Annotated in this window: 23 protein-coding genes; 14 read left to right on the top strand and 9 right to left on the bottom strand. The window is 54.9% G+C overall.

Annotated features, from left to right (window positions below; all coding sequences use genetic code 11):
- Positions 1-137: 137 nt before the first annotated feature.
- Positions 138-1,766 (bottom strand): ABC transporter substrate-binding protein, encoded by a 1,629-nt coding sequence (locus LRM19_RS03625; protein WP_271367545.1) that lies wholly within the window; start codon positions 1,764-1,766, stop codon positions 138-140.
- A 270-nt stretch (positions 1,767-2,036) separates the two neighbouring features.
- Here LRM19_RS03625 and yccA point away from each other — a divergent pair, with 270 nt between their 5' ends.
- Positions 2,037-2,696 (top strand): FtsH protease modulator YccA, encoded by a 660-nt coding sequence (gene yccA / locus LRM19_RS03620; RefSeq protein WP_023335168.1) that lies wholly within the window; start codon positions 2,037-2,039, stop codon positions 2,694-2,696.
- 54 nt (positions 2,697-2,750) lie between these two features.
- On the opposite strand, the gene LRM19_RS03615 is transcribed toward yccA, so the two are convergent.
- Both LRM19_RS03615 and LRM19_RS03610 read right to left on the bottom strand, forming a co-directional pair.
- The gene (locus LRM19_RS03615; RefSeq protein ID WP_111964528.1) at positions 2,751-3,227 is read right to left on the bottom strand and encodes a hypothetical protein; all 477 of its coding nucleotides are present in this window, start codon (positions 3,225-3,227) and stop codon (positions 2,751-2,753) included.
- Positions 3,224-3,979 carry a winged helix-turn-helix domain-containing protein gene (locus LRM19_RS03610; protein WP_115874662.1) on the bottom strand — a complete coding sequence of 252 codons (756 nt, stop codon included), beginning with the start codon at positions 3,977-3,979 and terminating at the stop codon, positions 3,224-3,226. Before LRM19_RS03610 ends, LRM19_RS03615 begins: the two co-directional genes overlap by 4 nt.
- A gap of 326 nt (positions 3,980-4,305) precedes the next feature.
- Between LRM19_RS03610 and LRM19_RS03605 the strand changes: the two genes are divergently transcribed.
- The 6 genes from LRM19_RS03605 (at position 4,306) to tusE (ending at position 10,522) form a co-directional block, all read left to right on the top strand.
- Entirely contained in the window at positions 4,306-5,031 is a 726-nt protein-coding gene (locus LRM19_RS03605) for a fimbrial protein (RefSeq protein WP_271367544.1), read from the top strand.
- Between the two features lie 74 nt (positions 5,032-5,105).
- Complete coding sequence (locus LRM19_RS03600; RefSeq protein WP_021240847.1) at positions 5,106-5,612, top strand: CS1 type fimbrial major subunit; 507 nt, start codon at positions 5,106-5,108, stop codon at positions 5,610-5,612.
- A 72-nt stretch (positions 5,613-5,684) separates the two neighbouring features.
- On the top strand, positions 5,685-8,402 hold the full coding sequence (locus LRM19_RS03595) for a TcfC E-set like domain-containing protein (RefSeq protein ID WP_127730311.1): 2,718 nt from the start codon (positions 5,685-5,687) through the stop codon (positions 8,400-8,402).
- A gap of 1 nt (position 8,403) precedes the next feature.
- Positions 8,404-9,561, top strand: coding sequence for a CfaE/CblD family pilus tip adhesin (locus LRM19_RS03590; protein WP_111964532.1), 1,158 nt, complete (start codon positions 8,404-8,406; stop codon positions 9,559-9,561).
- Positions 9,562-9,571: 10 nt separating this feature from the next.
- Entirely contained in the window at positions 9,572-10,123 is a 552-nt protein-coding gene (locus LRM19_RS03585) for a LuxR C-terminal-related transcriptional regulator (RefSeq protein WP_126302784.1), read from the top strand.
- Between the two features lie 69 nt (positions 10,124-10,192).
- A complete protein-coding gene (tusE, locus tag LRM19_RS03580) occupies positions 10,193-10,522 on the top strand; it encodes a sulfurtransferase TusE (RefSeq protein WP_271367539.1) in 330 nt (109 codons plus the stop codon).
- Here the strand turns inward: tusE and yccX are convergent.
- From yccX to LRM19_RS03565, 3 genes are read right to left on the bottom strand one after another with little or no spacing between them, the layout of a single operon-like run.
- The gene (gene yccX / locus LRM19_RS03575) at positions 10,519-10,800 is read right to left on the bottom strand and encodes an acylphosphatase (protein WP_223562964.1); all 282 of its coding nucleotides are present in this window, start codon (positions 10,798-10,800) and stop codon (positions 10,519-10,521) included. The two genes, tusE and yccX, sit on opposite strands and share 4 nt — an antisense overlap.
- Positions 10,801-10,811: 11 nt before the next feature.
- Positions 10,812-11,600 (bottom strand): AraC family transcriptional regulator, encoded by a 789-nt coding sequence (locus LRM19_RS03570; RefSeq protein ID WP_127730307.1) that lies wholly within the window; start codon positions 11,598-11,600, stop codon positions 10,812-10,814.
- Positions 11,601-11,610: 10 nt separating this feature from the next.
- Complete coding sequence (locus LRM19_RS03565; protein ID WP_271367534.1) at positions 11,611-12,168, bottom strand: kinase inhibitor; 558 nt, start codon at positions 12,166-12,168, stop codon at positions 11,611-11,613.
- 173 nt (positions 12,169-12,341) lie between these two features.
- Here LRM19_RS03565 and rlmI point away from each other — a divergent pair, with 173 nt between their 5' ends.
- The gene (gene rlmI / locus LRM19_RS03560) at positions 12,342-13,532 is read left to right on the top strand and encodes a 23S rRNA (cytosine(1962)-C(5))-methyltransferase RlmI (RefSeq protein WP_248052372.1); all 1,191 of its coding nucleotides are present in this window, start codon (positions 12,342-12,344) and stop codon (positions 13,530-13,532) included.
- Between the two features lie 60 nt (positions 13,533-13,592).
- Positions 13,593-13,910: a heat shock protein HspQ gene (gene hspQ, locus LRM19_RS03555; RefSeq protein ID WP_013097248.1), complete on the top strand. Its 318-nt coding sequence runs from the start codon at positions 13,593-13,595 to the stop codon at positions 13,908-13,910.
- A gap of 37 nt (positions 13,911-13,947) precedes the next feature.
- Here the strand turns inward: hspQ and LRM19_RS03550 are convergent, their stop codons facing one another.
- Complete coding sequence (locus LRM19_RS03550; protein WP_008499920.1) at positions 13,948-14,361, bottom strand: CoA-binding protein; 414 nt, start codon at positions 14,359-14,361, stop codon at positions 13,948-13,950.
- A 173-nt stretch (positions 14,362-14,534) separates the two neighbouring features.
- Between LRM19_RS03550 and csgI the strand changes: the two genes are divergently transcribed.
- Entirely contained in the window at positions 14,535-15,197 is a 663-nt protein-coding gene (gene csgI / locus LRM19_RS03545) for a curli synthesis inhibitor (RefSeq protein WP_096150519.1), read from the top strand.
- An 80-nt stretch (positions 15,198-15,277) separates the two neighbouring features.
- A complete protein-coding gene (gene mgsA / locus LRM19_RS03540; RefSeq protein ID WP_045330803.1) occupies positions 15,278-15,736 on the top strand; it encodes a methylglyoxal synthase in 459 nt (152 codons plus the stop codon).
- A 59-nt stretch (positions 15,737-15,795) separates the two neighbouring features.
- On the opposite strand, the gene helD is transcribed toward mgsA, so the two are convergent.
- Positions 15,796-17,850, bottom strand: a complete 2,055-nt coding sequence (gene helD / locus LRM19_RS03535) for a DNA helicase IV (RefSeq protein ID WP_271367531.1) — start codon at positions 17,848-17,850, stop codon at positions 15,796-15,798.
- A gap of 123 nt (positions 17,851-17,973) precedes the next feature.
- Between helD and LRM19_RS03530 the strand changes: the two genes are divergently transcribed.
- Complete coding sequence (locus tag LRM19_RS03530) at positions 17,974-18,420, top strand: YccF domain-containing protein (RefSeq protein ID WP_271367530.1); 447 nt, start codon at positions 17,974-17,976, stop codon at positions 18,418-18,420.
- Positions 18,421-18,439: 19 nt separating this feature from the next.
- Positions 18,440-20,602, top strand: coding sequence for a YccS family putative transporter (yccS, locus tag LRM19_RS03525; RefSeq protein ID WP_271367529.1), 2,163 nt, complete (start codon positions 18,440-18,442; stop codon positions 20,600-20,602).
- Here the strand turns inward: yccS and LRM19_RS03520 are convergent.
- Entirely contained in the window at positions 20,559-21,185 is a 627-nt protein-coding gene (locus tag LRM19_RS03520) for a TfoX/Sxy family DNA transformation protein (RefSeq protein WP_271367527.1), read from the bottom strand. The two genes, yccS and LRM19_RS03520, sit on opposite strands and share 44 nt — an antisense overlap.
- A 217-nt stretch (positions 21,186-21,402) precedes the next feature.
- Here LRM19_RS03520 and sulA point away from each other — a divergent pair, with 217 nt between their 5' ends.
- The gene (gene sulA, locus LRM19_RS03515; protein ID WP_127732753.1) at positions 21,403-21,912 is read left to right on the top strand and encodes an SOS-induced cell division inhibitor SulA; all 510 of its coding nucleotides are present in this window, start codon (positions 21,403-21,405) and stop codon (positions 21,910-21,912) included.
- The last annotated feature ends 125 nt before the right edge of the window (positions 21,913-22,037 follow it).

Raw genomic sequence — 22,037 nt, 5'->3', positions numbered from 1 at the left:
GGCGAACTATAAACACCTCACCGCGTGCTGTAAAGAGTGGCTGCACTCGTTCGCTGTAAAAATAGTCAAAACGTGTTTAATCGGTTGAACTGACGACACATCGACGATTTTATCAGCACAGTCTCCCGCGCTCAGGCTTAGTGTTTTTTGATGTACATGTCTTTGGTGTAATAGTACCCCAGCTTATCCGGCGTAAACCCACCCACCCACGGTTTCACCAGGTGCGTGCGAACGTAGTGATAAACCGGAATGGCCGGCACATCACGACCCAGCAGATCTTCCGCCTGCTGGTAGAACTTACCCCGCTCTTCCGTTGTTTTGGCTTTTGCGGCATTCACCAGCGCCTGGTCGTATTCCGGATTGCTGTACTGGCTGGTGTTTTCGCTGTCGCCGGTGCGGAAGGTGTTCAGGAAGGTCGCCGCATCGTCGTAATCGGCAATCCACGCGTACCGCACCGCGTCAAAGTTGTGGGTGTGCATGGTATCCAGCATGGTTTTCCACTCCTGATTTTGCAGCTTCGCCTCCACGCCGAGGTTCTTTTTCCACATGGAACTGGCCGCAATCGCGATACGCTGGTGCGATTCAGAGGTGTTATAGAGCAGGTTGAAGCTCAGAGGGTGGCTTTCGTTGTACCCGGCCTCGTTGAGCAGTTTTTTCGCCTCAGCGATGCGCTTGTCCTGCGGCCAGCTGGCGTAGTCCGGATTCTGAAGCTTAACGCCGCCGATATCCGGCTGGCTGATGAGCCACGCCGGGCGCTGCCCCTGTCCTAACACTTTCCCGGCAATGATGTCTTTATCGAGCGCCATGTTCAGCGCCTTGCGCACCCGGGCGTCGTTGAACGGCGGTCGGGTGGTATTGAATTCGTAGTAATAGGTCGCCAGCTGCGGAGAGACATCCAGCTGGCTGCCCAGAGTCTTCTTAAGCTGGGCAAACTGGTTGATCGGCACCGTGTACACGATATCAATTTCACCCGCTTTATAGCGGTTCACATCCGCGGCTTCGGAGGTGATAGGCAGATAGGTCACCTTGTTAATCAAGGTATGGTCATTATCCCAGTAGCGCGGGTTACGCTCCGCCACGATGCGTTCGTTGACCACCCACTGCGAAAGCTTATACGCCCCGCTGGTGACGATATGTTCAGGCTTGGTCCACTTGTCGCCAAAGCGGCTAATCAGCACTTTATCCACCGGCACCAGCGACGGGTGCGCCAGCATCGCGAGGAACGCCGCGTTAGGCTGCGTCAATGTCACTTCCAGGGTGGTGTCGTTAATGGCTTTCACGCCCAGCGTATCGGGCGTTTTTTTCCCCTGGGCGATATCCGCACCATTTACGATGTGCATGTTGCCTGGATAGCTGGCATACGGTGAAGCGGTTTTAGGATCAACCAGACGCTGCCAGCTCCAGACCACATCTTCCGCGGTGATGGCAGTGCCGTCGCTCCAGGTGATGCCCGGGCGCAGATGGAACGTCCAGACGGTGTTGTCCTTGTTCTCCCATTTTTCCGCCAGCCGTGGCTGAACTTCACCCGACGGGGAAACGCTGACCAGCCCGTCGAATAAATCACTGATAATATTGAATTCGACGTCGCTTTCGACTTTATGCGGGTCGAGCGAAGCGGGCTCATTACCGTTGTTCCTGACCAGTTCCTGCTTATCGGCCAGCTGCGTTCCTGCCGGCACGTTAGCCGCCCAGGTAGCCGTGCTGGCGCACAGGATCCCTGCGGTAAGTAAAGAGAGCGTAAAGCGCGTGCGTGTTTGTGGTTTCATTTCCTTCGCCTTATTGTCTGTTTTTGTGACGATCCGGAAATAACTCTTAGCGGCCTTATGGTAATAACGCAATAATTTTCAGTAACCTATAAGAGGTTGATCTGATTAATCGCGTCAAACCGCTGTTCATACTGGTGAAATGTATTTATGCAGAAGAAACAACCAGCTCCAGCGCTAACCTGCTGAGTAAAGATGGGTAAAACCACTTTGAGACTGGCGCCCCGTTTCCTATTCTTTCCGTTAATTACATCTGTCATAAGAGAGTGACTCATGGATCGTATAATTACTTCCTCACGCGACCGCACATCGCTACTCAGCACCCACAAGGTGCTGCGCAATACCTATTTCATGCTCAGCCTGACGCTGGCATTCTCAGCGATCACCGCCACAGCCAGCACCGTGCTGATGCTGCCGTCTCCGGGGCTCATTCTGACGCTGGTGGGTATGTACGGTCTGATGTTCCTGACCTACAAAACCGCTGACAAACCGGTCGGTATTCTGTCGGCCTTTGCCTTCACCGGCTTCCTGGGCTACATCCTGGGACCGATGCTGAACGCGTATCTGTCTGCCGGTATGGGCGACCTTATCGGCATGGCGCTGGGCGGTACCGCGCTGGTATTCTTCTGCTGCTCGGCCTACGTGCTGACCACCCGTAAGGACATGTCCTTCCTCGGCGGTATGCTTATGGCGGGTGTTGTTGTGGTGCTGGTGGGCATGGTGGCTAACATCTTCCTGCAGCTGCCTGCCCTGCACCTGGCGATCAGCGCCGTGTTTATTCTGATTTCTTCCGGCGCGATCCTGTTTGAAACCAGCAACATCATTCGCGGCGGTGAGACGAACTATATCCGCGCCACCGTCAGCCTTTACGTGTCGCTGTACAACATCTTCGTCAGCCTGTTGAGCATCCTGGGCTTCGCCAGCCGCGATTAAGCACAACGGATATTAAAAAGGAGAATGCCTCTGGCATTCTCCTTTTTTTATGCCCTACTCACCCCGGCAAATATAGGTGGGGTAACGCCGGTCCTGAATCAGCCACACGGATGGCGAGAGTTCAGAGATCGTGAGGTAATAACGTGCGGTAGGACTGGCAAAGCTCCCCCACTGTGCATCAGGCGTATTGTCATTGTGCCGACGCCAGGTTTCGGTGTAGCTCAATACAATGACCTTATCGTCGTCCCGCTGCTGCCAGGTAAAGTCCACGTCCCTGTCAACGATCATATTTTGCCCGTCAGCCCTTGCCGCGCCTTTATAGGTAGTTACCCCTGTACCATCCCGGTGAAAATAGAACTGAGCAACGGTATTGACCTTTACTTCGCTGGCTTTTCCCTCATTGCGCGTGAAGTTAAATTCAGTGCTGCAGGCCAGCACATCCTTTTTAAACACACAGCCGGAATAGTAAAATAGCGCCAGGGCACTGCCGACCAATGCGCCACCCAGCCCAAAAAGAAGTTTTATTTTCATTTTTGTGCCCCACTTTTATAACGGATAGTTTTGCACAGGCTGGATTTACTGACCGGGCAAGCGCCAATGAACACCTCATCTGCAGTGGCAATAGAAAAACGGGCGCTGAAATAATAAATGTCGTATTCCTCACGTTCGCACGCCACGTTATTGGCCGCCAGCCGCTCCGCTAATTTCGATAACACCAGCGGTCTTCCGTGATCGTTGATAATCCAGATGCTGCAACGCGCGATTTTCTCCTTAACCGGCATGAGTTTCGCCGGGACGAATATCCCCTGCTGTCGGCTAAAGCAGAAGCTCGCTCCCAATACAGCGACAATCAATACGGCAGGGATCCCCCACCTTTTCAGGGAAGCGGGTCGCCGCTTTTCCTGTTGCGGTGCAGACGGAGGCTGCGGCTCGGCGGTTTGAATATTCTCTCCAGGCTGAAAAATCACATCGGCCTCAAAGCGAAACCCATAACGGGGCACGGTTACGATAAATTCATACCTCTCTCCCAGCGCCTGGAAGCTTTTCCGTAATTCGCTCACCGCTTTATTGAGATTATTTCCCGATGGCGTAAAGCCAAACTCCTCCCACACGCGGGTAATCAATTCCTCCCGACTCAGGTCGTGCCCTTTGTGTTTAATAAATTCCTGTAAGAGGCGAACGGCGGGTGCCGAAAGCGTTAATACAGATTCCGGTTGTCCAACAAGACTTATTGCATGTGCTTCAGGATCAAATAACAACGAATTATTGCATATAAAAAACATCTTTTATTCTCGGCTGTTACCGCATGCTTTTTAATCCCTGGTACATCGACATGAAAATCGCCTCCCGATCTGCTTATTTTTTCATCAGAAGGAATTTTCTCTCCATCCCTGGTCGCGGTATTTTCGCTTAACTATACAACCTTAAAGCCAGAAAAGCAGGATAAAAAACTGTATGTAACGAGTTAATTAATACAAATTTTCACAAACCGCTGTTCTGGTTAAAGTTTCCCTGCCCTGAAGCGATACGTTAGCAGAGGGTGTCCCGTTGTGAATGCTCCGGGAATGAACTCAACGCAGGCGGACCGAAAGTGAAACAGGAAAAAAATGTGAATAAGACAACTGCCTTTTATATCGCTGCGCTGTCACTGCCATTTTTCTCAGAAATGGCACCCGCCAATATGAGCGTGTATCCCATGGAACTTAACGTGGATAAGTCCGGTGCGGCGCAAATTAAGGTGGCGTCAAAAACGGATGATATTCAGTTCATTCGGGTGAGGCAAAAGAAAATTCTTAATCCCGGCACGGCCCAGGAAAAAGAGATTGATGTGGCCTCGTGGAAAGAAGGCGGTGTTGTTGTCACACCGGAAAAATTCGCCCTTGCGGCAGGTGCAATGCGAGTGGTTCGTCTGGTATCGCTTACGCCCCCGGAAAAAGAGACGACCTGGCGCGTCTATTTTGAAGGAGTAAAGCAGCCTGACAGCATTATTCCGGGCAAGGCAGAAAGCCCTGCGGCGACGGCAAGACTGGGCGTCAATGTGATCTGGGGCGCCCTGATCCATCTCGCACCGGAAAAAAGTGTGGTTTCACTGACGATAGACCCTCGCAGGGGCACGTTAAAAAACAACGGCACGTTGCGCGTGCCGCTGAGAGAGATCGGTATTTGTAACGCAGATTCGTCGTGTAAATGGGTTAAAGAAGACGCGACGATTTATCCGGACACCGAACGGAAATTAAAAACGCTCACAAAGACACAAGGCCAGAAATATAAATTCCGCTACTTCAACTGGGTGAATAAAACCGCTGAAGAAGCTGATTTACCCGTCGTGTATTAACACGACATCCCTGAAAAAAACCATGTGGTTTGTTTAAAGCGCCCCGGCGCTCACTTGTAAATATGGAGATATCAATGCGTAAGTACTTTAAACCTCTGATGATTGTTGCCGCGATGACCACGTCCGTTAGCGCGCTGGCGATTCAAAAAGATATTACCGTCAACGCCAGCGTTGATTCACAGCTGGATATGACCCAGGCCGATAACACGCCGCTGCCGGCAAGCATCGATATGCAGTACCTGCCTGGCCGCGGTCTGGAAAGCTATCGTCTGAATACCAAGGTGTGGTCTAACTCCGCCACCAGCAACGTGAAAGTCCGTCTGGTGAGCGCCGCGAAGCTGGCGAATGCCGACGGCGCTGAGACCATCCCAATGACGGTGAAGCTGGGCGATAAAACCCTCTCTACCGCAGATGTTGAATACACCGGTACCGAACTGTTCCCGGGAAGCATCGAAAACGGTTCAGCGGTACTTCCGCTGACCATTTCCCAGACCACCAAAGGCATTCTGAAAACCGGTCAGTACAGCGGCGTTGTCAGCCTGATGCTGACGCAGGCGACTACCACGGAAGGCGGTGCGTAACACCACAGCACCTAAGGAATAACGTCAGAGGGTGCCCACCCTCTGACGTCAGGATGATGTCGAGGCTCGTTCATGGCGTTTCACAGAAATACCCTCCTCTTTGTTGCTTTGTTACCCGCTTCCATCCAACTCGCCTGCGCCGGGATGGCCGTCCCGGCAGGTTTTGAAGATCTGGCGAAAACGCAGCGCCTGTGGACAGAGGTCAACCTCTACGGCGAGTCGCTTGGACTTTTTGAAACGGATATCACCCTTGAAACGGTGAGCTTTGTCGCACCTGAAACCGTGGTTGCGGCCATCAAACGACGGTTCAATGACGCCCCTGCACTCGTTGCCACCGTGTCTGCCGCGCTGGCCGTTCCGCTTGCCCGTAACGGCAACCTGGCCTGCAGCAGCAACGGCTCCGCAGCAGGCTGCGATTACATTGATACCGACCGCGCGGCCATTATCTATGACGAGAATAACGCCCGCATTAGCCTGTTTTTGGACAAGAAATTTCTGCCTAAAGCCATCGCGGAAAATCAGTGGTATCAGCCCACGCAGGACACTGAAAATGCGCTGATCCATCAGCAGAACATTAACTTCGTTGCCGACAGGGATTATCAGTCGGCTACCGTGCAGGGCAACGGCGCGCTGGCGCTCACGCAGGACGGCTATGTTAATCTCGACTGGACCTGGCTGGGACAGCGTTCACGGCGTCAGCAGCAGCAGGAGATAACCGTCAACAACGCCTGGTTCCGCCAGGATATCTTGCGTCAGTACTATGTCCAGCTAGGCGAGATGGATACCCGCGATCTGTTCAGTAATGCTGGCGGAAATATTAACCTCAGCCAGCTGCCGCTGGGCAAAATTCGCGGCCTGCGCACGGGATCGACAAGGGCGTGGATAAATCCGGTTCAGCAGTCGAAGGGAACCCCTGTTACCGTGCTACTTTCCCATGACGCGCGTATCGACGCCCGCCGGGGCAATCAGCTTCTGGCGAGCTTTTATCTGAATGCCGGGGCGCAAACCCTGGACACGCGATCGTTCCCGGACGGGAGCTACACCGTGACGCTCTCCATCTATGAAAATAACCGGCTGACGCGCACCGAGCAGGTGCCGTTTACCCGAACCGGCATTACGCCATTCGACCGCGTCGAGTGGTTCCTGCAGGCGGGCGAAACCGACAACAGCGAACAAAACGAAGAACGCCGTGCGGTTGCGCAGGCGGGCGTACGCCTGCCCCTGACCCCGTCGCTGGCGCTAACCAGCGGCGCAACGTTCAAGAAAAACCAGCGTTTCCTGGAAAATGCGATCGACTGGAGCCGGGGCTTCAACGCGGGCCCGATCGATGGCGTGCTGAGTACCCGGTTTAGCTACCTTTACGGCAGCGAAGGCCAGCGAGGCAATATCCAGCAAATCAGCTACAACGACGGTTTTTCACTTAGCCTCTATCGCAACGCGCTATCAGCGGAAAACTGCAACACCCGAAGTACAGGGTTTGATGCCGTGAACGGCTGTTATCGCACCCTCTCGGTGATGTTCTCCGTCCCGGTCGGCGCCTGGTATGCGAGCCTGGGGTATTCGGATAACCGCAACGAAGGACGGTACGTTTCACGTCGGGAGCTCCCGGACAGCGACGATCGCCACGATGCGGGTTTGCCGTGGGAATCAGTCTATATGACCCGCTCGCGTACGCGGGCCTGGCAGGGTGGCCTGAGCAAGGCCTTCAGCCCCCATGGTCTGAACATTAACAGCAGCATTAACCTGTTCATGCGTAACGATGACTCACGCGAAGGCAGGGATAAAGGCGGCTACCTGAGCGTGAGCCTGTCCATGACGCATAACCGTCAGGGCGATGCATCAAGCTACACCTCTCTGGGCGCGACATGGCAGCACCAGCAACGTGAAAAAAACCAGCTGAGCTACAGCGTGGCGCATAACTGGTATGCCGATGCCCGCGGCGAAAATGAGTACGGCCTTAGCGCATCGGGCATTAACAGCGACTCGCTGAATACCTCAGCCTATACGCGCCAGGGCGGGCGATATGGCAACGGCAGTCTTACCGTCAGCGACGCCTGGGATCGTCAGGATCGGCGCCATACGCTGAGCAGCAGCGGCAACTACAGCTCGACCCTTGCGCTGTCGCGTTCTGGCCTGTGGCTGGGCCGCTGGAGCGACGGTCGCCCTGCTTCCGCCGTCGCGGTGAACGTGACCACGCCGGAAGATGCTCAGGATCCGCGCGTGGCCGTGTCGCTGGATAACGGCGGCAGCGCAGATATTCCGGGCAATAGCCGCGCCCTCTTCGCGGTGCCGGGCTATCAGCAGACAACGTTGACGGTTAACGAATCGCTGGATGTCTCACGAGGAGCCAGCAGTGAAATCACGCAAGGATCGGGCAGCAGAACGCTGTTTATGGTGCCTGGCAAACTGCTGCGCCGGGAGGTGCAAACCACCGCAAGCTACACCTGGCTCGGCCAGTTAACCGACGAGCGTCATTCGCCGTTTATCGGCGGCGTGCCGCTGAACGTGAACGGCTGGAGCGACCTTGGCAACGGCGGGTTTAGCGCCCAAAGCGACGCCCTGCTGCATAACCTCTACCTGGTGCGTCAGCAGCAGTTTTATCAGTGTGCGCTGAACGTGAAGAGTATGCGCGACGTGGTGCGTTACGTCGGGTCGATCCCCTGTAAGGAGTTAACCTTCTCCGCCCTGCCGGATGCCGTCCAGCAGCAGGCACAGCTGATGCTGGCCGGACGGTCGGTTCCTGCTGGCCCGACTGCCATGAACACCGATAGCCTCACAAAAGGGAAATGATGTGATTAAGTGCCTCTTTATTTTACTGTTCTTAAGCCTGTGGGCCAGCCAGACGCTGGCAGGCTCTCCCGCGGGACGAAACACCAGCGTAGGGATCAGCTTCGATCGCACCGCGCCGCCCGCGCGTTTTGACATCTGGTTTCATGAATCGGGCGGCTTTGACGCCGCAGATCCGCAAAAGTGGGGACGCAATACCCTGACCTGTCAGTCCCGTACCGATACCACGAACGGCGCCTGCATGAACTCACCGGTCTGGTTCTCGGCAAACCCGGCCGCGCCCTATGCCATCAATTTACGTTTCACGCATACCCTCACCGGCAAGACGGCGGATATCAAGGTGTATGGCGATCACTACATGTTTATCAACAACAAAGTGTTTACCTTTGCCAGCTTCGTGACAGGGGGAACGGCCACCATCGCTGACTGGAACAGAGAGCCTTATTTCGATTTCTATATCGTGAAAAGCGAACTGGATAAGCTCGCCCTGCCGGGGATCTGGACCGCCACGCTGAAGCAGAACCTGCGTCAGTGGGGAAGCGCCGACTGCGGCGGCAACTTCAATGACGTAAATGTCGGTTGTCCTGGCTATCTCACCATCGCCAAATGGCAGGCAAATATTCGCATTGAGGTGGTCGACCCGGGAAACCAGCAGATATATCTGCCAGCCTTTCCGCACTCAACGCCCATCGTTAACCTCAACCTGACCAACTTCCCGGGGCGACCGGGAGGCAGTGAGATCCAGGGTGAGAACTCGCTGGATATGTGCCTGTACGACGGCAATAACAGTACCAGCACCCGCGCCTACCTTCGGTTTGAGGACGACGGACTTACGTCAGCGGGCCGTGCAGATGGCGCGTTTTCTATCAGGCGACGTGGCGGTAGCCAGACCGATGCGCGGGATCGTCTCGATTATCGGGTCTCCGTCACCAATCCAATAACAGGCGCAACCGAAACCGTCTCGAACGGTAAAACCCTTGTCTGGCAAGGCACAAACGATCCGCAGTATCTGCGTCAGGTCGTGCTGCCCGGCGGACGCGAGAGCGTACTGTGCATTCCTGCACCGATTATCCTGAAAACCCCCGCGTTTGCTGCCAGCAGCAAAAACGCGGGCGACTACACCGGCACGCTGCGCGTTATCTATACCCCCAGCACGTTATAACGAGGTCACCGTGAGTTACGCCATTCTCGACAACAATCGATTTTACGCCGAAGGGTTGCGCTATGCGCTGCTGCGTCGGGGCGTCCAGCCAGAGGTCATAAGCGATACCGTACAATGGCAGCCAACTCTGCTTACCCGCCGCGTGGTTGTCGTACGCTGTCGTTTTTCCGTTGCGGGTACGCATCAGGCACTGATTAACATTTTACTCAGACTGGAAGCCGCCCGCTGGCAAGGCAGCCTTTATCTGGTCTGCAATGAAAAAGGGTGGGCGCTGGCGACGCATTTACGCAAGCGTTTCGGTACGCTAACGCTTTATATCATCGACGACAGGATCGCCGTTGCCGATGCGGCGTATTTGCTGGCAAAAGAGCCCCGTCGCGTTCGAAGTCTTGACTGCTGTCTTACCGGCCTTGAATTCAACGTGCTCGATCTGATGCTTACCGGGTTGCCGGTACGCCACATTGCCATCATGACGCGTATGTCTGAGAAACAGGTTTCGACCCATAAATGCAACGCACTGAAAAAGCTTAATGCCAATAATCTGCTGCAGCTGCTCCTGTAGGGCACGGTTTATCCCGCGGCCTCTTTTTTGCTACACTGTCGCCGGTTTTTTCACACACGACAGAAGATTATGTTCATTTTTGCAGGCCAGGAAATTGAGACCGATAGCGAAGGCTATCTGAAAGATACGACGATCTGGTGCGAACCGCTGGCGGAGAAAATTGCGGAAAACGAAGGGATAACCCTCTCTCCAGAACACTGGGAAGTGGTGCGTTTTGTTCGCGAGTTCTATCTTGAATTCAACACCTCTCCGGCCATCCGCATGCTGGTCAAGGCGATGGCCAATAAGTTCGGTGAAGAGAAAGGCAACAGCCGCTATCTGTATCGTCTGTTCCCGAAAGGCCCGGCAAAACAGGCCACCAAAATTGCCGGCCTGCCTAAGCCGGTGAAGTGTATTTAATACCGAATACCGAAGTTGACGTATTCGCGCCCCGGTTGATGGGGTTCAGCTAAGACCTTATCAACCCGCGCGCTGCGCGGCCCACCCGCTTTCAGCCACGCCACCAGCTTGTCGACCTGCTCCGCTTCGCCGCAGGCGACCACTTCGACGCTTCCGTCGTCCATGTTGCGCGCGTATCCCGTTAACCCAAGCTCAACCGCTTCGCGCTGGGTGCTGTAGCGGAACCCGACGCCCTGAACAACGCCGTGAACCCAGGCAATAGTGCAGACTTTAGACATTCTTCTTCTCCTTAACGTAGCGTTTTCGGTAAGCAGCCGTAGTGTTGCCGGAAACGGGCAGTGAAACGAGAGCTGGAAAGATACCCACATTGTAATGCGATTTCGCCGATCGGTAAGCGGGTTGACTGTAGCTGTGACAAAGCCACGGCCATCCTCACCTCCTCCACAATCTGGCGAAAACTCTGTGACTCTTCACGCAACCGCCTGCGCAGCGTCGGCACGCTTAATGCGAGACGGCTGGCAACGTCCTGCGCGGTCCAGGCTCTGGCGGGCGACAGCATAATGAACTGCCGCACCTGCTCGGTCAGGTTACTGTTTCGCTCAACAAGCAGCGGCCCCGCCACACCGTCATGCAGCAGGGCCAGCAAAAGGCCGAAAGCCTGATGCTTTTGTAGCGCCTCCGGTAAATCCTGACGGACGGCGTGCAGCAGGTTGTCCCACATAAATGCCAGCCCCTCGCTCAGCGGAGCACAGAGCGAATGCAGCGTCGTGCGCGGCCAGGATTTCAGGTAATGCGCTTTAAACTCGGCAACGATTTCCGGCGATAACATTAGCAAGTCCGAGTGAAACAGCCCGTTTACAGGCTGATTGATAATTTCCATCGACGTATTGGCAGGGATAATAATGAGCTCATCCCGTGTCGCCTCCAGGCGGTTATCATCCTGAACAATCACCTTACTGCCGTGAGTGATATGACAAATAGCCGGAAAAAAAAGTTTAACCTGGTGCAGGCGATGCATTTTGCTGGCAGTCACTTCACCCGCCGTAAGATGTTTATGTCGAAAATGAAACTCCTGCACCCTGCCATCCTTATCTGCTATAGGTTGCTGTTAACTGAGCCTTTGCCAGAGCGTGACTGTTGATCATAAAACCGACCAGCGCGCCGCTGGCATTGTTGTCTACGGGCAGTTTATCCACGTCGAGCGCCCAGACGGTAATCTGATAGCGGTGAGGCTTATCCCCGGCGGGTGGACATACGCCGCCGAATCCAGAATAGCCGAAATCATTACGCCCCTGCACAGCGCCGGCAGGTAATTTCTCGCCGTTCGGATTACCGGCATCAGCAGGAAGCGTCATTGTCTTCGCCGGAATATTGGCTACTGTCCAGTGCCACCAGCCGCTGCCGGTAGGTGCATCCGGGTCATATACCGTAACGGCAAAACTTTTCGTACCGGCAGGGGGATTCTTCCATGCCAGCCGTGGTGAAGTATTTCCACCGTGGCAGCCGAACCCCTCAAACACCTGCTGTGTCGCTAACCGTCGTTCGCCGGAAATATCCCGGCTGGTGATGCCGAAAGGCGTTGCCGCTAAAACCTGAGAACTCATTGCCGCCAGAGCGGCTATGGCTATTACACTGTGCTTTTTCATGGGTATTTCCTTTGCTGAACCGGAAGCCCCACTCTAAAGCCAGCTGCAATATCGTAATGTGCCTAAGCGATGTGATTTTGTGCCGAAACGCTCAACGGCATCCGCAGATGATTGCGCCTTGCTGAATGTGGTAATCTACGCGCCATTTCCTGAAATCGACAGAACAGCAAATTATGAGTGTACGTTTAGTGTTAGCCAAAGGGCGCGAGAAATCATTACTGCGCCGTCATCCCTGGGTCTTTTCCGGCGCGGTTGCCCGTATGGAAGGTAAAGCCAGCCTCGGTGAAACCATTGATATCGTTGACCATCAGGGGAAATGGTTAGCGCGAGGCGCTTACTCGCCTGCGTCCCAGATCCGTGCCCGCGTCTGGACCTTCGATAAAGATGAAACCATCGACATCGACTTCTTCGTGCGTCGTCTGCAGCAGGCGCAGCAGTGGCGTGAGTGGCTGGCAAAACGCGACGGGCTGGACAGCTACCGCCTGATTGCCGGTGAATCTGACGGCCTGCCGGGCGTGACCATCGATCGCTTCGGCCACTTCCTGGTGCTGCAGCTCCTGAGCGCCGGTGCAGAATACCAGCGTGCCGCGCTGATTAGCGCCCTGCAGACGCTGTTCCCACAGTGCGCCATTTACGACCGCAGCGATGTGGCGGTGCGCAAAAAAGAGGGCATGGAGCTGACGCAGGGTCCGGTCACGGGTGAACTGCCGCCTGCCCTGCTGCCGATTGAAGAGCACGGCATGAAGCTGCTGGTGGATATTCAGGGCGGGCACAAAACGGGTTATTACCTCGACCAGCGCGACAGCCGTCTGGCCACACGTCAGTACGTTGCCGACAAGCGCGTGCTGAACTGCTTCTCCTATACCGGCGGTTTTGCCGTTTCAGCTCTGATGGGCGGCTGTGCCCAGGTTGTCAGCGTGGATACCTCGCAGGAAGCGCTGGACGTGGCAAAACAGAACGTCGAGCTGAACAAGCTGGATCTGAGCAAAGCGGAATTTGTACGCGATGACGTGTTCAAGCTGCTGCGTAAATATCGCGATCAGGGCGAGAAGTTCGACGTCATCGTGATGGATCCGCCAAAGTTTGTGGAGAACAAAAGCCAGCTGATGGGCGCCTGCCGCGGGTATAAAGATATCAACATGCTGGCCATCCAGCTGCTGAACCCGGGCGGGGTTCTGCTCACGTTCTCCTGCTCCGGCCTGATGACCACAGATTTATTTCAGAAAATCATCGCCGACGCCGCAATAGATGCTGGCCGTGATGTACAATTTATAGAGCAGTTCCGTCAGGCAGCCGATCATCCCGTGATTGCTACCTACCCGGAAGGACTGTATCTGAAAGGGTTTGCCTGTCGCGTCATGTAACTTGAAAAGAGAAATATTGCCCGCACATAACGTGTAAGTCGTATTTCCCGGGAGGTGACTATGATTGCCAGCAAATTCGGTATCGGCCAGCAGGTCCGCCACACTTTGCTCGGGTATTTGGGTGTGGTCGTGGATATCGACCCGGAGTATTCCCTTGATGAACCGTCAGCAGACGAGCTGGCGGTGAACGCAGAGCTTCGCGCCGCGCCCTGGTACCATGTGGTGATGGAAGGTGATGACGGGCAACCCGTCCACACCTACCTTGCCGAAGCGCAGCTGAGTAGCGAGCTGCAGGATGAGCATCCGGAGCAACCCACTATGGATGAACTTGCTCAGACTATCCGCAAACAGTTACAGGCTCCGCGCCTGCGGAACTAAGCGTGTAAAAAAAGCCCGATGAACGGGCTTTTTTTTATTACTTCGCCAGCCCCAGACGGGGGATATCGATCGCCGGACAGCGGTCCATGACGACGTTCAGCCCCGCATCCCGCGCCAGTACCGCAGCCTGCTCGTTAATCACACCCAGCTGCATCCACAGCGTTTTCGCCCCTACAGCGATAGCGTCCTGCGCCACTTCCCACGCTGCCTCGGAGTTTCGGAAGACATCAACCATATCAATTTTTTCCGGCACGTCAGCGAGCGTGGCATACCCCTGCTGACCGAGTAAGGTTTTCCCCGCCACTTTTGGCGAGACCGGGATAACGTGATAGCCCTGATCGAGAAGGTATTTCATCACCCGATAGCTTGGGCGATCGGGTTTATCGCTCGCGCCCACCAGCGCAATGGTACGCGTAGATGTCAGAATCTCGGCAATATCGTTCTCTTTCATGGTTTTTCTCCTGGCTTTTTTAAAAGTGTACGCCAAACCGCACATCTCAACCATCCATCCCATACAGATGCATGAGGGCAAAACGGCGAAATATGTCTATATGTTAGTAAACGTGATTATCGAAAAATTTAGATACATTAATGCGGCGACAGGATTTCTGACGGGAGCCTTCTATGAAAACCGGTATTGCCACTGCTCTGATTGCGTTAGTGATGCCGGTCTGCGTTTTTGCTACCACGCTCCGGCTCTCTACCGACATTGATCTCCTTGTACTGGACGGAAAAAAGGTCTCCAGCTCGTTATTGCGCGGTGCGGACAGCATCGAGCTGGATAACGGGCCGCATCAGCTGGTATTCAGGGTGGAAAAATCGATCGGTCTGGCGAATCACGAGCAAAGGATGTACATCTCGCCGCCGCTGATCGTCAGCTTTAATACCCGGCAAATCAGTCAGGTGAATATCACCCTGCCTCGCCTTGAAACGGAGAAGGAATCTGCGGCCTTCGACGCTTCACCCCGCGTTGAACTGCTGGACGGTGATGCGATGCCGATTCCGGTGAAGCTGGATATTCTGGCGCTGACGACCTCACCGAAAGGTCCGGACTACGAGGCAGCGACCCAGACCTATAACAAAGCGGGTAAACGCGCCTCTCTTCCTCAGTTTGCCACTATGATGGCGGACGACAGTACGCTTTTGTCCGGCGTCTCCGAACTGGACGTCATTCCTCCCCAGTCCCAGACCCTGACGGAACAGCGCCTTAAGTTCTGGTTCCAGCAGGCCGATCCCGACACGCGGGCCCGTTTTTTACAGTGGGCAAAACAACAACCTTCATCATAAGCCACATTTTTTACGCCTTTCTCTTGCAGCGTCAGACGGTTCCCGTCATCGTGTAGTCAGTTAACCTGATGGATATGATTATGGAACTGACAACACGCACGCTACCTGAGCGCAAACACATTGCTCTTGTGGCGCACGATCACTGTAAACAAATGCTGCTTAACTGGGTTCGCCGCCATCAGTCTTTGCTGGAAAAACACGCCCTGTCGGCGACCGGTACAACCGGTAACCTGATCCAGCGCGAAACGGGTCTGCAGGTGAATGCGATGCTGAGCGGCCCGATGGGCGGCGATCAGCAGGTCGGCGCGCAGATTTCCGAAGGGAAAATTGATGTGCTGATCTTCTTCTGGGACCCGCTGAACGCGGTTCCGCACGATCCGGATGTCAAAGCGCTGCTGCGCCTGGCGACGGTGTGGAATATTCCGGTGGCGACAAACCTCTCGACGGCGGATTTCATCATCGAATCGCCGCAGTTTAACTCACCGGTAGATATCCTTATTCCGGACTATCAGCGTTATCTTTCAGAGAGATTGAAGTAGCTTTTTTAGCCGGGTGGCGGCTACGCCTTACCCGGCCTACCCATCCTTGCCCGGCGGCGTTATGGCTTCCGCGCCACCGGCACATCTATACTCTTCAAAATATCGACAAACACGGATGGCTCCTCTTTATTGAACAGCAGCCACACGCGATGGCGCGCGCGGGTCATTGCCACATACAGCAAACGCCGCTCTTCGGCATCCGGGAAATCTTCCGGCTCCGGCAGCAGGGCCTGTTCCATCACCGACTCACGGGCCGGGGCCGGGAAACCGTCGCTCCCCTCTTTCAGCCCCACCACGATCACATAATCGGCCTGCTGCCCTTTGCTGGCATGAATCGTCATAAATTCAAGCTGCAGTTTCGGCCAGCGGGTGGCGGCTTTTTCCAGCGCCTCAGGTTTAAGGTGATGGTAGCGTGCCAGCACCAGGATACGCTCATCGGGCTTCGCGTAGCCGCTGAGCTTGTCCAGCAGCGGTTCCAGCTGATCGTCCGCCAGCAGGGTCACTGCTTTTTTATCCCCAGGCCGCAGGCTATTGAGCGGTTTTGCCAGCTGATGCGGGTTCTGCTGGATAAAGCGGTTGGCGATTTCACCAATCCGTGAATTGAAGCGGTAGGTCGTGTCCAGATCGCTGCGATCGCCTTCGCCAAAATAGTGGTGGAATGCGGTCGTCAGCGAAAGCTGTGCCCCGCTGAAGCGATAGATGGCCTGCCAGTCGTCACCCACCGCAAACAGAGAGGTATGTTTATTTTGTGCCCGCAGCGCCGAGAGCAGAGCCGCACGCTGTGGAGAAATATCCTGGAACTCATCCACCAGAATATGTTTCCACGGGCTGACAAAACGTCCCTTTTCAAGAATGATGATGGCTTGATGGATCAAACCGGAGAAATCGACCGCATTTTCTTCTTTCAATGCTGTTTTCCAGGCCTTCAGCAGCGGAGCCATCAGCTTGACCCGCTTCGAAAATAGCTCGCGGATTGCCTCCGGCGCGCTTTCAATCATCTCAGCCTGCGATCCACCGTGCATTCGCATCAGGCTGACCCAACGGTCAAGTCGCGAACCCAGCCGACGCGCCAGTTTGTCATCCTGCCAGAAACTGCCTTCTGGCACCTCCCAGTTAAGCTCCTCTTCCAGCCACTGACGCCACCCTTTCGCCTGCGCCTTTTTCTCACTGCACTGCTGGCGCCACGTTTTGATGAACAGCGCCTGACGCGCCTGCGCGTCGTTTTCCAGCTTACTAATGGAGGGCACTTTTTTACTGCCCTGCTGAATAATATGTAGCGCAAGGGCATGGAAGGTTCTGGCCGTGATATCCCGGGTGTGTAGGCGCTCCTGGATCCGTTCGTCCATCTCCTGCGCGGCCTTACGGCCAAAGGCAAGAAGCAGAATTTGATCGGCGACCGCTTCCCCGGTCGTCAGCAGCCAGCCGGCACGCGCGACCAGCACCGACGTTTTACCGCTACCGGCTCCCGCCAGCACCAGCAGCGACTGCTCGCCGTTGACCACCGCGCGCGCCTGAGCCGGATTGAGCGGTGAAGATTCCACCGTACTGAAAAAATCGGCGTATTGGGTAAGCATGGCATCCGTCCAGGCCTGGTTATGGGCGAGACGGCTTTTATCCTTATCATTCAGCCAGGCCTGACACTGGCGCCAGGCGTCGCGACAGTTGTCAAACTCGTCGAGACGCGTCACGGAGAGCGGTAGCGCCGAGAGTGCCTGCCGGATCTTTTGCTGCAGGCCGGCAGTCTGCTGACGGGTCAGCCACGCGTGCTGCGCGTTGCTCTGGGCGATATCGTCCAGGACCTGCTGCAGCACCTGGGCGGCAATTACGCTCATATCCTGGCTCCACTGCTGCCAGAATGCGTTCAGATGATGATGGAAACGCTGGGTTTCCGCCCACTCGGTACCATGAAGACGCACGACTTTATCGTCAGGCAGAACGAACTCCAGCTCGCCCCACACCAGACCGCGCTTGCAATGAATAGCCAGAAGCTGATTAAACGGAATAAGGTATTCGTGGCGTTCCCCGGAGACTTTCACCCCGGCATTAAGGAGAACAACCCTGTCGTAAGGGTGTTGTGCCAGGCGTTTGCCCAGCGACGTTGCTTTCAGTTCCATGTTCCGCCAAATCCACGAAGAGATAATTTACCTGACAGTTTAACTGCCAGTTTTAAGGTGCTCCAGCCTAAAAAAACGTTACAATCATTGGGCGTTAATTATATCGAAAGGAAGTGAGCGTTTATGCGTACCGTTCTGAATGTGTTGAATTTTGTGCTGGGCGGTTTTGCCACCACCCTTTCCTGGCTTTTTGCCACGCTGGTGAGCATCGTCCTGATTTTCACGCTTCCCCTGACCCGTTCCTGCTGGGAAATCACAAAACTCTCCTTAATCCCCTACGGGAATGAAGCCATCCACGTTGACGAGCTGAATCCGGAGAGCAAAAACGCCCTGATGAATACGGGCGGAACCCTGCTTAACATTCTGTGGCTGATTTTCTTTGGCTGGTGGCTGTGCATCATGCATATTTTTGCCGGTATTGCACAGTGCATCACGATTATTGGTATTCCCGTGGGGATCGCAAACTTCAAGATCGCCGCTATCGCCCTTTGGCCCGTTGGTCGCAGGGTTGTTCCGGTAGAAGTGGCCAGAGCGGCGCGCGATGCAAACGCGCGCCGTCGTTTTCAGTAAATAAGGACTGGCCGCGTTTATGCTAAGCCCACTGCTTCGCCGTTATACCTTGAACAGCACCTGGCTTTATAACGTCAGGATATTTATCGCGCTTTGCGGCACGGTTGCCCTGCCCTGGTGGCTGAATGATGTCAAGCTCACCATTCCGCTCACGCTGGGGGTGGTCGCCGGGGCGCTGGCGGATCTGGACGACCGTCTGGCCGGGCGTTTACGTAACCTGGTCATTACGCTCGTCTGCTTTTTTATTGCGTCAGCTTCCGTTGAACTGCTTTTCCCGTGGCCCTGGCTGTTTGCCCTGGGCCTTACGCTCTCAACCAGCGGGTTTATTTTGCTGGGCGGGCTTGGGCAGCGCTATGCCACCATCGCGTTTGGTGCATTGCTGATCGCTATCTACACCATGCTGGGCGTTTCCCTGTACGACCAGTGGTACCAGCAGCCGGTTCTGCTGTTGCTGGGCGCCATCTGGTATAACCTGCTGACGCTAACCGGTCATCTGATTTTCCCGGTTCGCCCGCTGCAGGATAACCTTGCCCGCAGCTTTGAGCAGCTAGCCCGCTATCTGGAACTGAAATCCCGGCTGTTCGACCCGGACATCGAGGAAGAAAGCCAGGCACCGCTCTACGATCTGGCCCTGGCAAATGGCCAGCTGGTCGCCACCCTTAATCAGACAAAAGCTTCCCTGCTTACCCGTCTGCGCGGCGATCGCGGTCAGCGCGGAACACGACGGACGCTTCACTACTATTTTGCAGCCCAGGACATTCATGAACGCGCCAGCTCCTCGCACGTTCAGTATGCCGCCCTGCGCGAGAAGTTCCGCTACAGCGACGTCATGTTCCGCTTCCAGCGTCTGCTGTCCATGCAATCTCAGGCGTGCCAACAGCTCTCGCACTCCATTCTGCTGCGCACGCCCTATCAGCATGACCCCCGCTTTGAACGCGTATTCAGCCATCTTGATGCGGCACTCGACCGCGTTCAGGCCAGCGGAACGTCACCGGAACACATCAAAGCGCTGGGTTTTCTGCTTAACAACTTGCGTGCGATTGATGCCCAGCTGGCAACCATTGAGTCCGAACAAGCGATGTCGCTGCCAGGCAGTGAGGTGGAAAACCAGCTTGCTGATGACAGCGTACACAGCGTTAGCGATATGTGGCTACGGCTGAGCCGCAACTTTACGCCGGAGTCGGCTCTCTTTCGGCACGCCGTGCGAATGTCGCTGGTGCTGTGCGTGGGGTATGCCTTTATCCAGATTACCGGGCTGCATCACGGCTACTGGATCCTGCTGACCAGCCTGTTTGTCTGCCAGCCGAACTATAATGCCACCCGACATCGTCTTGCGCTGCGTATTATCGGCACGCTGGTTGGCGTCGCGATTGGCCTTCCTGTGCTCTATTTCGTGCCCTCCGTTGAAGGTCAATTGATCCTGATCGTTATCACCGGCGTGTTGTTCTTCGCGTTTCGCAACGTGCAGTACGCCCATGCCACCATGTTCATCACGCTGCTGGTGCTGCTCTGCTTTAACCTGCTGGGTGAAGGGTTTGAAGTCGCCCTGCCGCGAGTGATCGATACCCTGATTGGCTGTGCGATTGCCTGGGCCGCGGTCAGCTTTATCTGGCCGGACTGGCGTTTCCGAAATTTGCCGCGCGTGGTAGACAGGGCGATGAACGCCAACTGTCGATACCTTGACGCGATCCTGGAGCAATATCATCAGGGCCGCGATAACCGCCTGGCTTACCGGATAGCCCGCCGCGACGCGCACAACAGTGATGCGGAACTGGCCTCCGTAGTCTCTAACATGTCGACGGAGCCTCGCGCCACGGCGGATATTCGTGAGACCGCGTTCCGCCTGCTCTGCCTGAACCATACGTTCACCAGCTATATTTCGACGCTGGGCGCTCACCGTGAGAAACTCACCAACCCGGGTATTCTCAACCTGCTCGATGACGCCGTCTGTTATGTCGATGACGCGCTTCATCATCGACCAGCCGATGAGCCGCGCGTTCAACAGGCGCTGGATGAACTGGCTCAACGCATTGCGCATCTAGACCCGGGAAATGACAGTAAAGCACCTCTGGTGCTTCAGCAGATAGGCCTGCTTATCGCTCTGCTGCCTGAAATTTGCCGGCTGCAACAGCACATTGCTACCTGGAGGAGTGATTCTCCTGTGGCTCAGTCAACGCATTAAACCACTCCGTGAGCTCCCGGCGAATGTCTGCCGGGAGTGCCGCTTCATGCAGCCCCTCGATAGCCCCTTCCAGCGCGAAGAGTACTTTAATACTCAGCGCTTTATTTTTTGCCCGCATCTTTAGCCAGCACGCCCTGGCACCAAGCTCCCGCAACATTTCCTCATTGGTGATGCCAGCTTCAAAGAGCAAGACTTCAAGCTGAAAGGTCAGGTTAGGCAGATCCTTTAGTCGGTTTCGTTGATGGCGCTGATAACGCTCTTTTCTTGCCGCACTGAGCGCAAACGAGGAGAGCTGAAGTAACCGCTCCCTGTCCTGCCATAATCCGTCATCAACACGATAATAGTTGAGCAGCACCGGGCGGCCTCGCTTCATCAACGTCAAAAAAGAGGAGGCATTTTTTACACAGTATTTGGCACTCTCCTCACAGGCGCGAAGGTAAAGCTCGCCATCTGAGACCATGGCAAAAACAGCATCATCCACCGCAATGGTATAGCCGCCAAACAACGCGCGGTGATGAATCTCGCCCAACGGGGAGAGGTATTCCTGAGATTTATAAATCCGTTCATAAGATATCTTTTTCATGATATTTCCCTTCAAAATCATAAAGTAACAACTAAATTTCTTACTAGCGGATCCGTTAGCAGGAAAATAGGCAACTTAACGTCGTTGAGCAAGATGATTTTTCGAGGAGCATCAAGATTGAATGAATTTTGCGAGTCGCTTTCCGAAAATGAGGTTGATCTTTGGGTATACAGGGGTTACTGTATATCCATACAGTAACTACAGGGCTGGAATGAATATGCACACTTCAGGCTATGCAAATCGCGCTACCTCTCTCTCTTCTGCTGCAGGCAATGTCTCGCAGAATTCCATCGAGCGTGTTTCCACGGGGCTTATCAGTGAAGTGGTTTATCGTGAAGACCAGCCCTTGTTAACGCAACTTCTGTTACTGCCGTTATTACAACAGCTCGGTCAGCAATCGCGCTGGCAGCTTTGGCTCACGCCTCAGCAAAAGCTGAGCCGTGAGTGGGTTCAGTCCGCCGGCCTGCCGCTGACGAAAGTCATGCAAATTAATCAACTCTCGCCTTGCGATACCGTTGAGTCGATGATCCGCGCGTTACGCACAGGGAATTACAGCGTGGTGATTGGATGGTTACCGGAAGAATTGACTGAAGAAGAACATTTCCGTCTGTCTGAAGCCGCTGAAGAAGGGAATGCGATCGGGTTCATTATGCGTCCGGTTCGATCGGATTCTTACCGCAGAGGACAACTTTCTGGGCTAAAAATTCACTCAAATTTGTATCATTGAGTGAAATTAAGATTTTTCCTGGAATTTTTTTTGACCGCAAGATGGGATTTAAGTTCCCGACCTAAAAATTGCGGCAAGGCTTGTCTGGTGCGGTTCTCCTTAATTTTATTGCACAAAATTCGTTC

It is taken from the genome of Enterobacter sp. PI-10 (genome assembly GCF_027947695.1).
GTDB lineage: Bacteria > Pseudomonadota > Gammaproteobacteria > Enterobacterales > Enterobacteriaceae > Enterobacter > Enterobacter vonholyi.
This window is presented reverse-complemented; position numbering and strand designations above follow the sequence as displayed.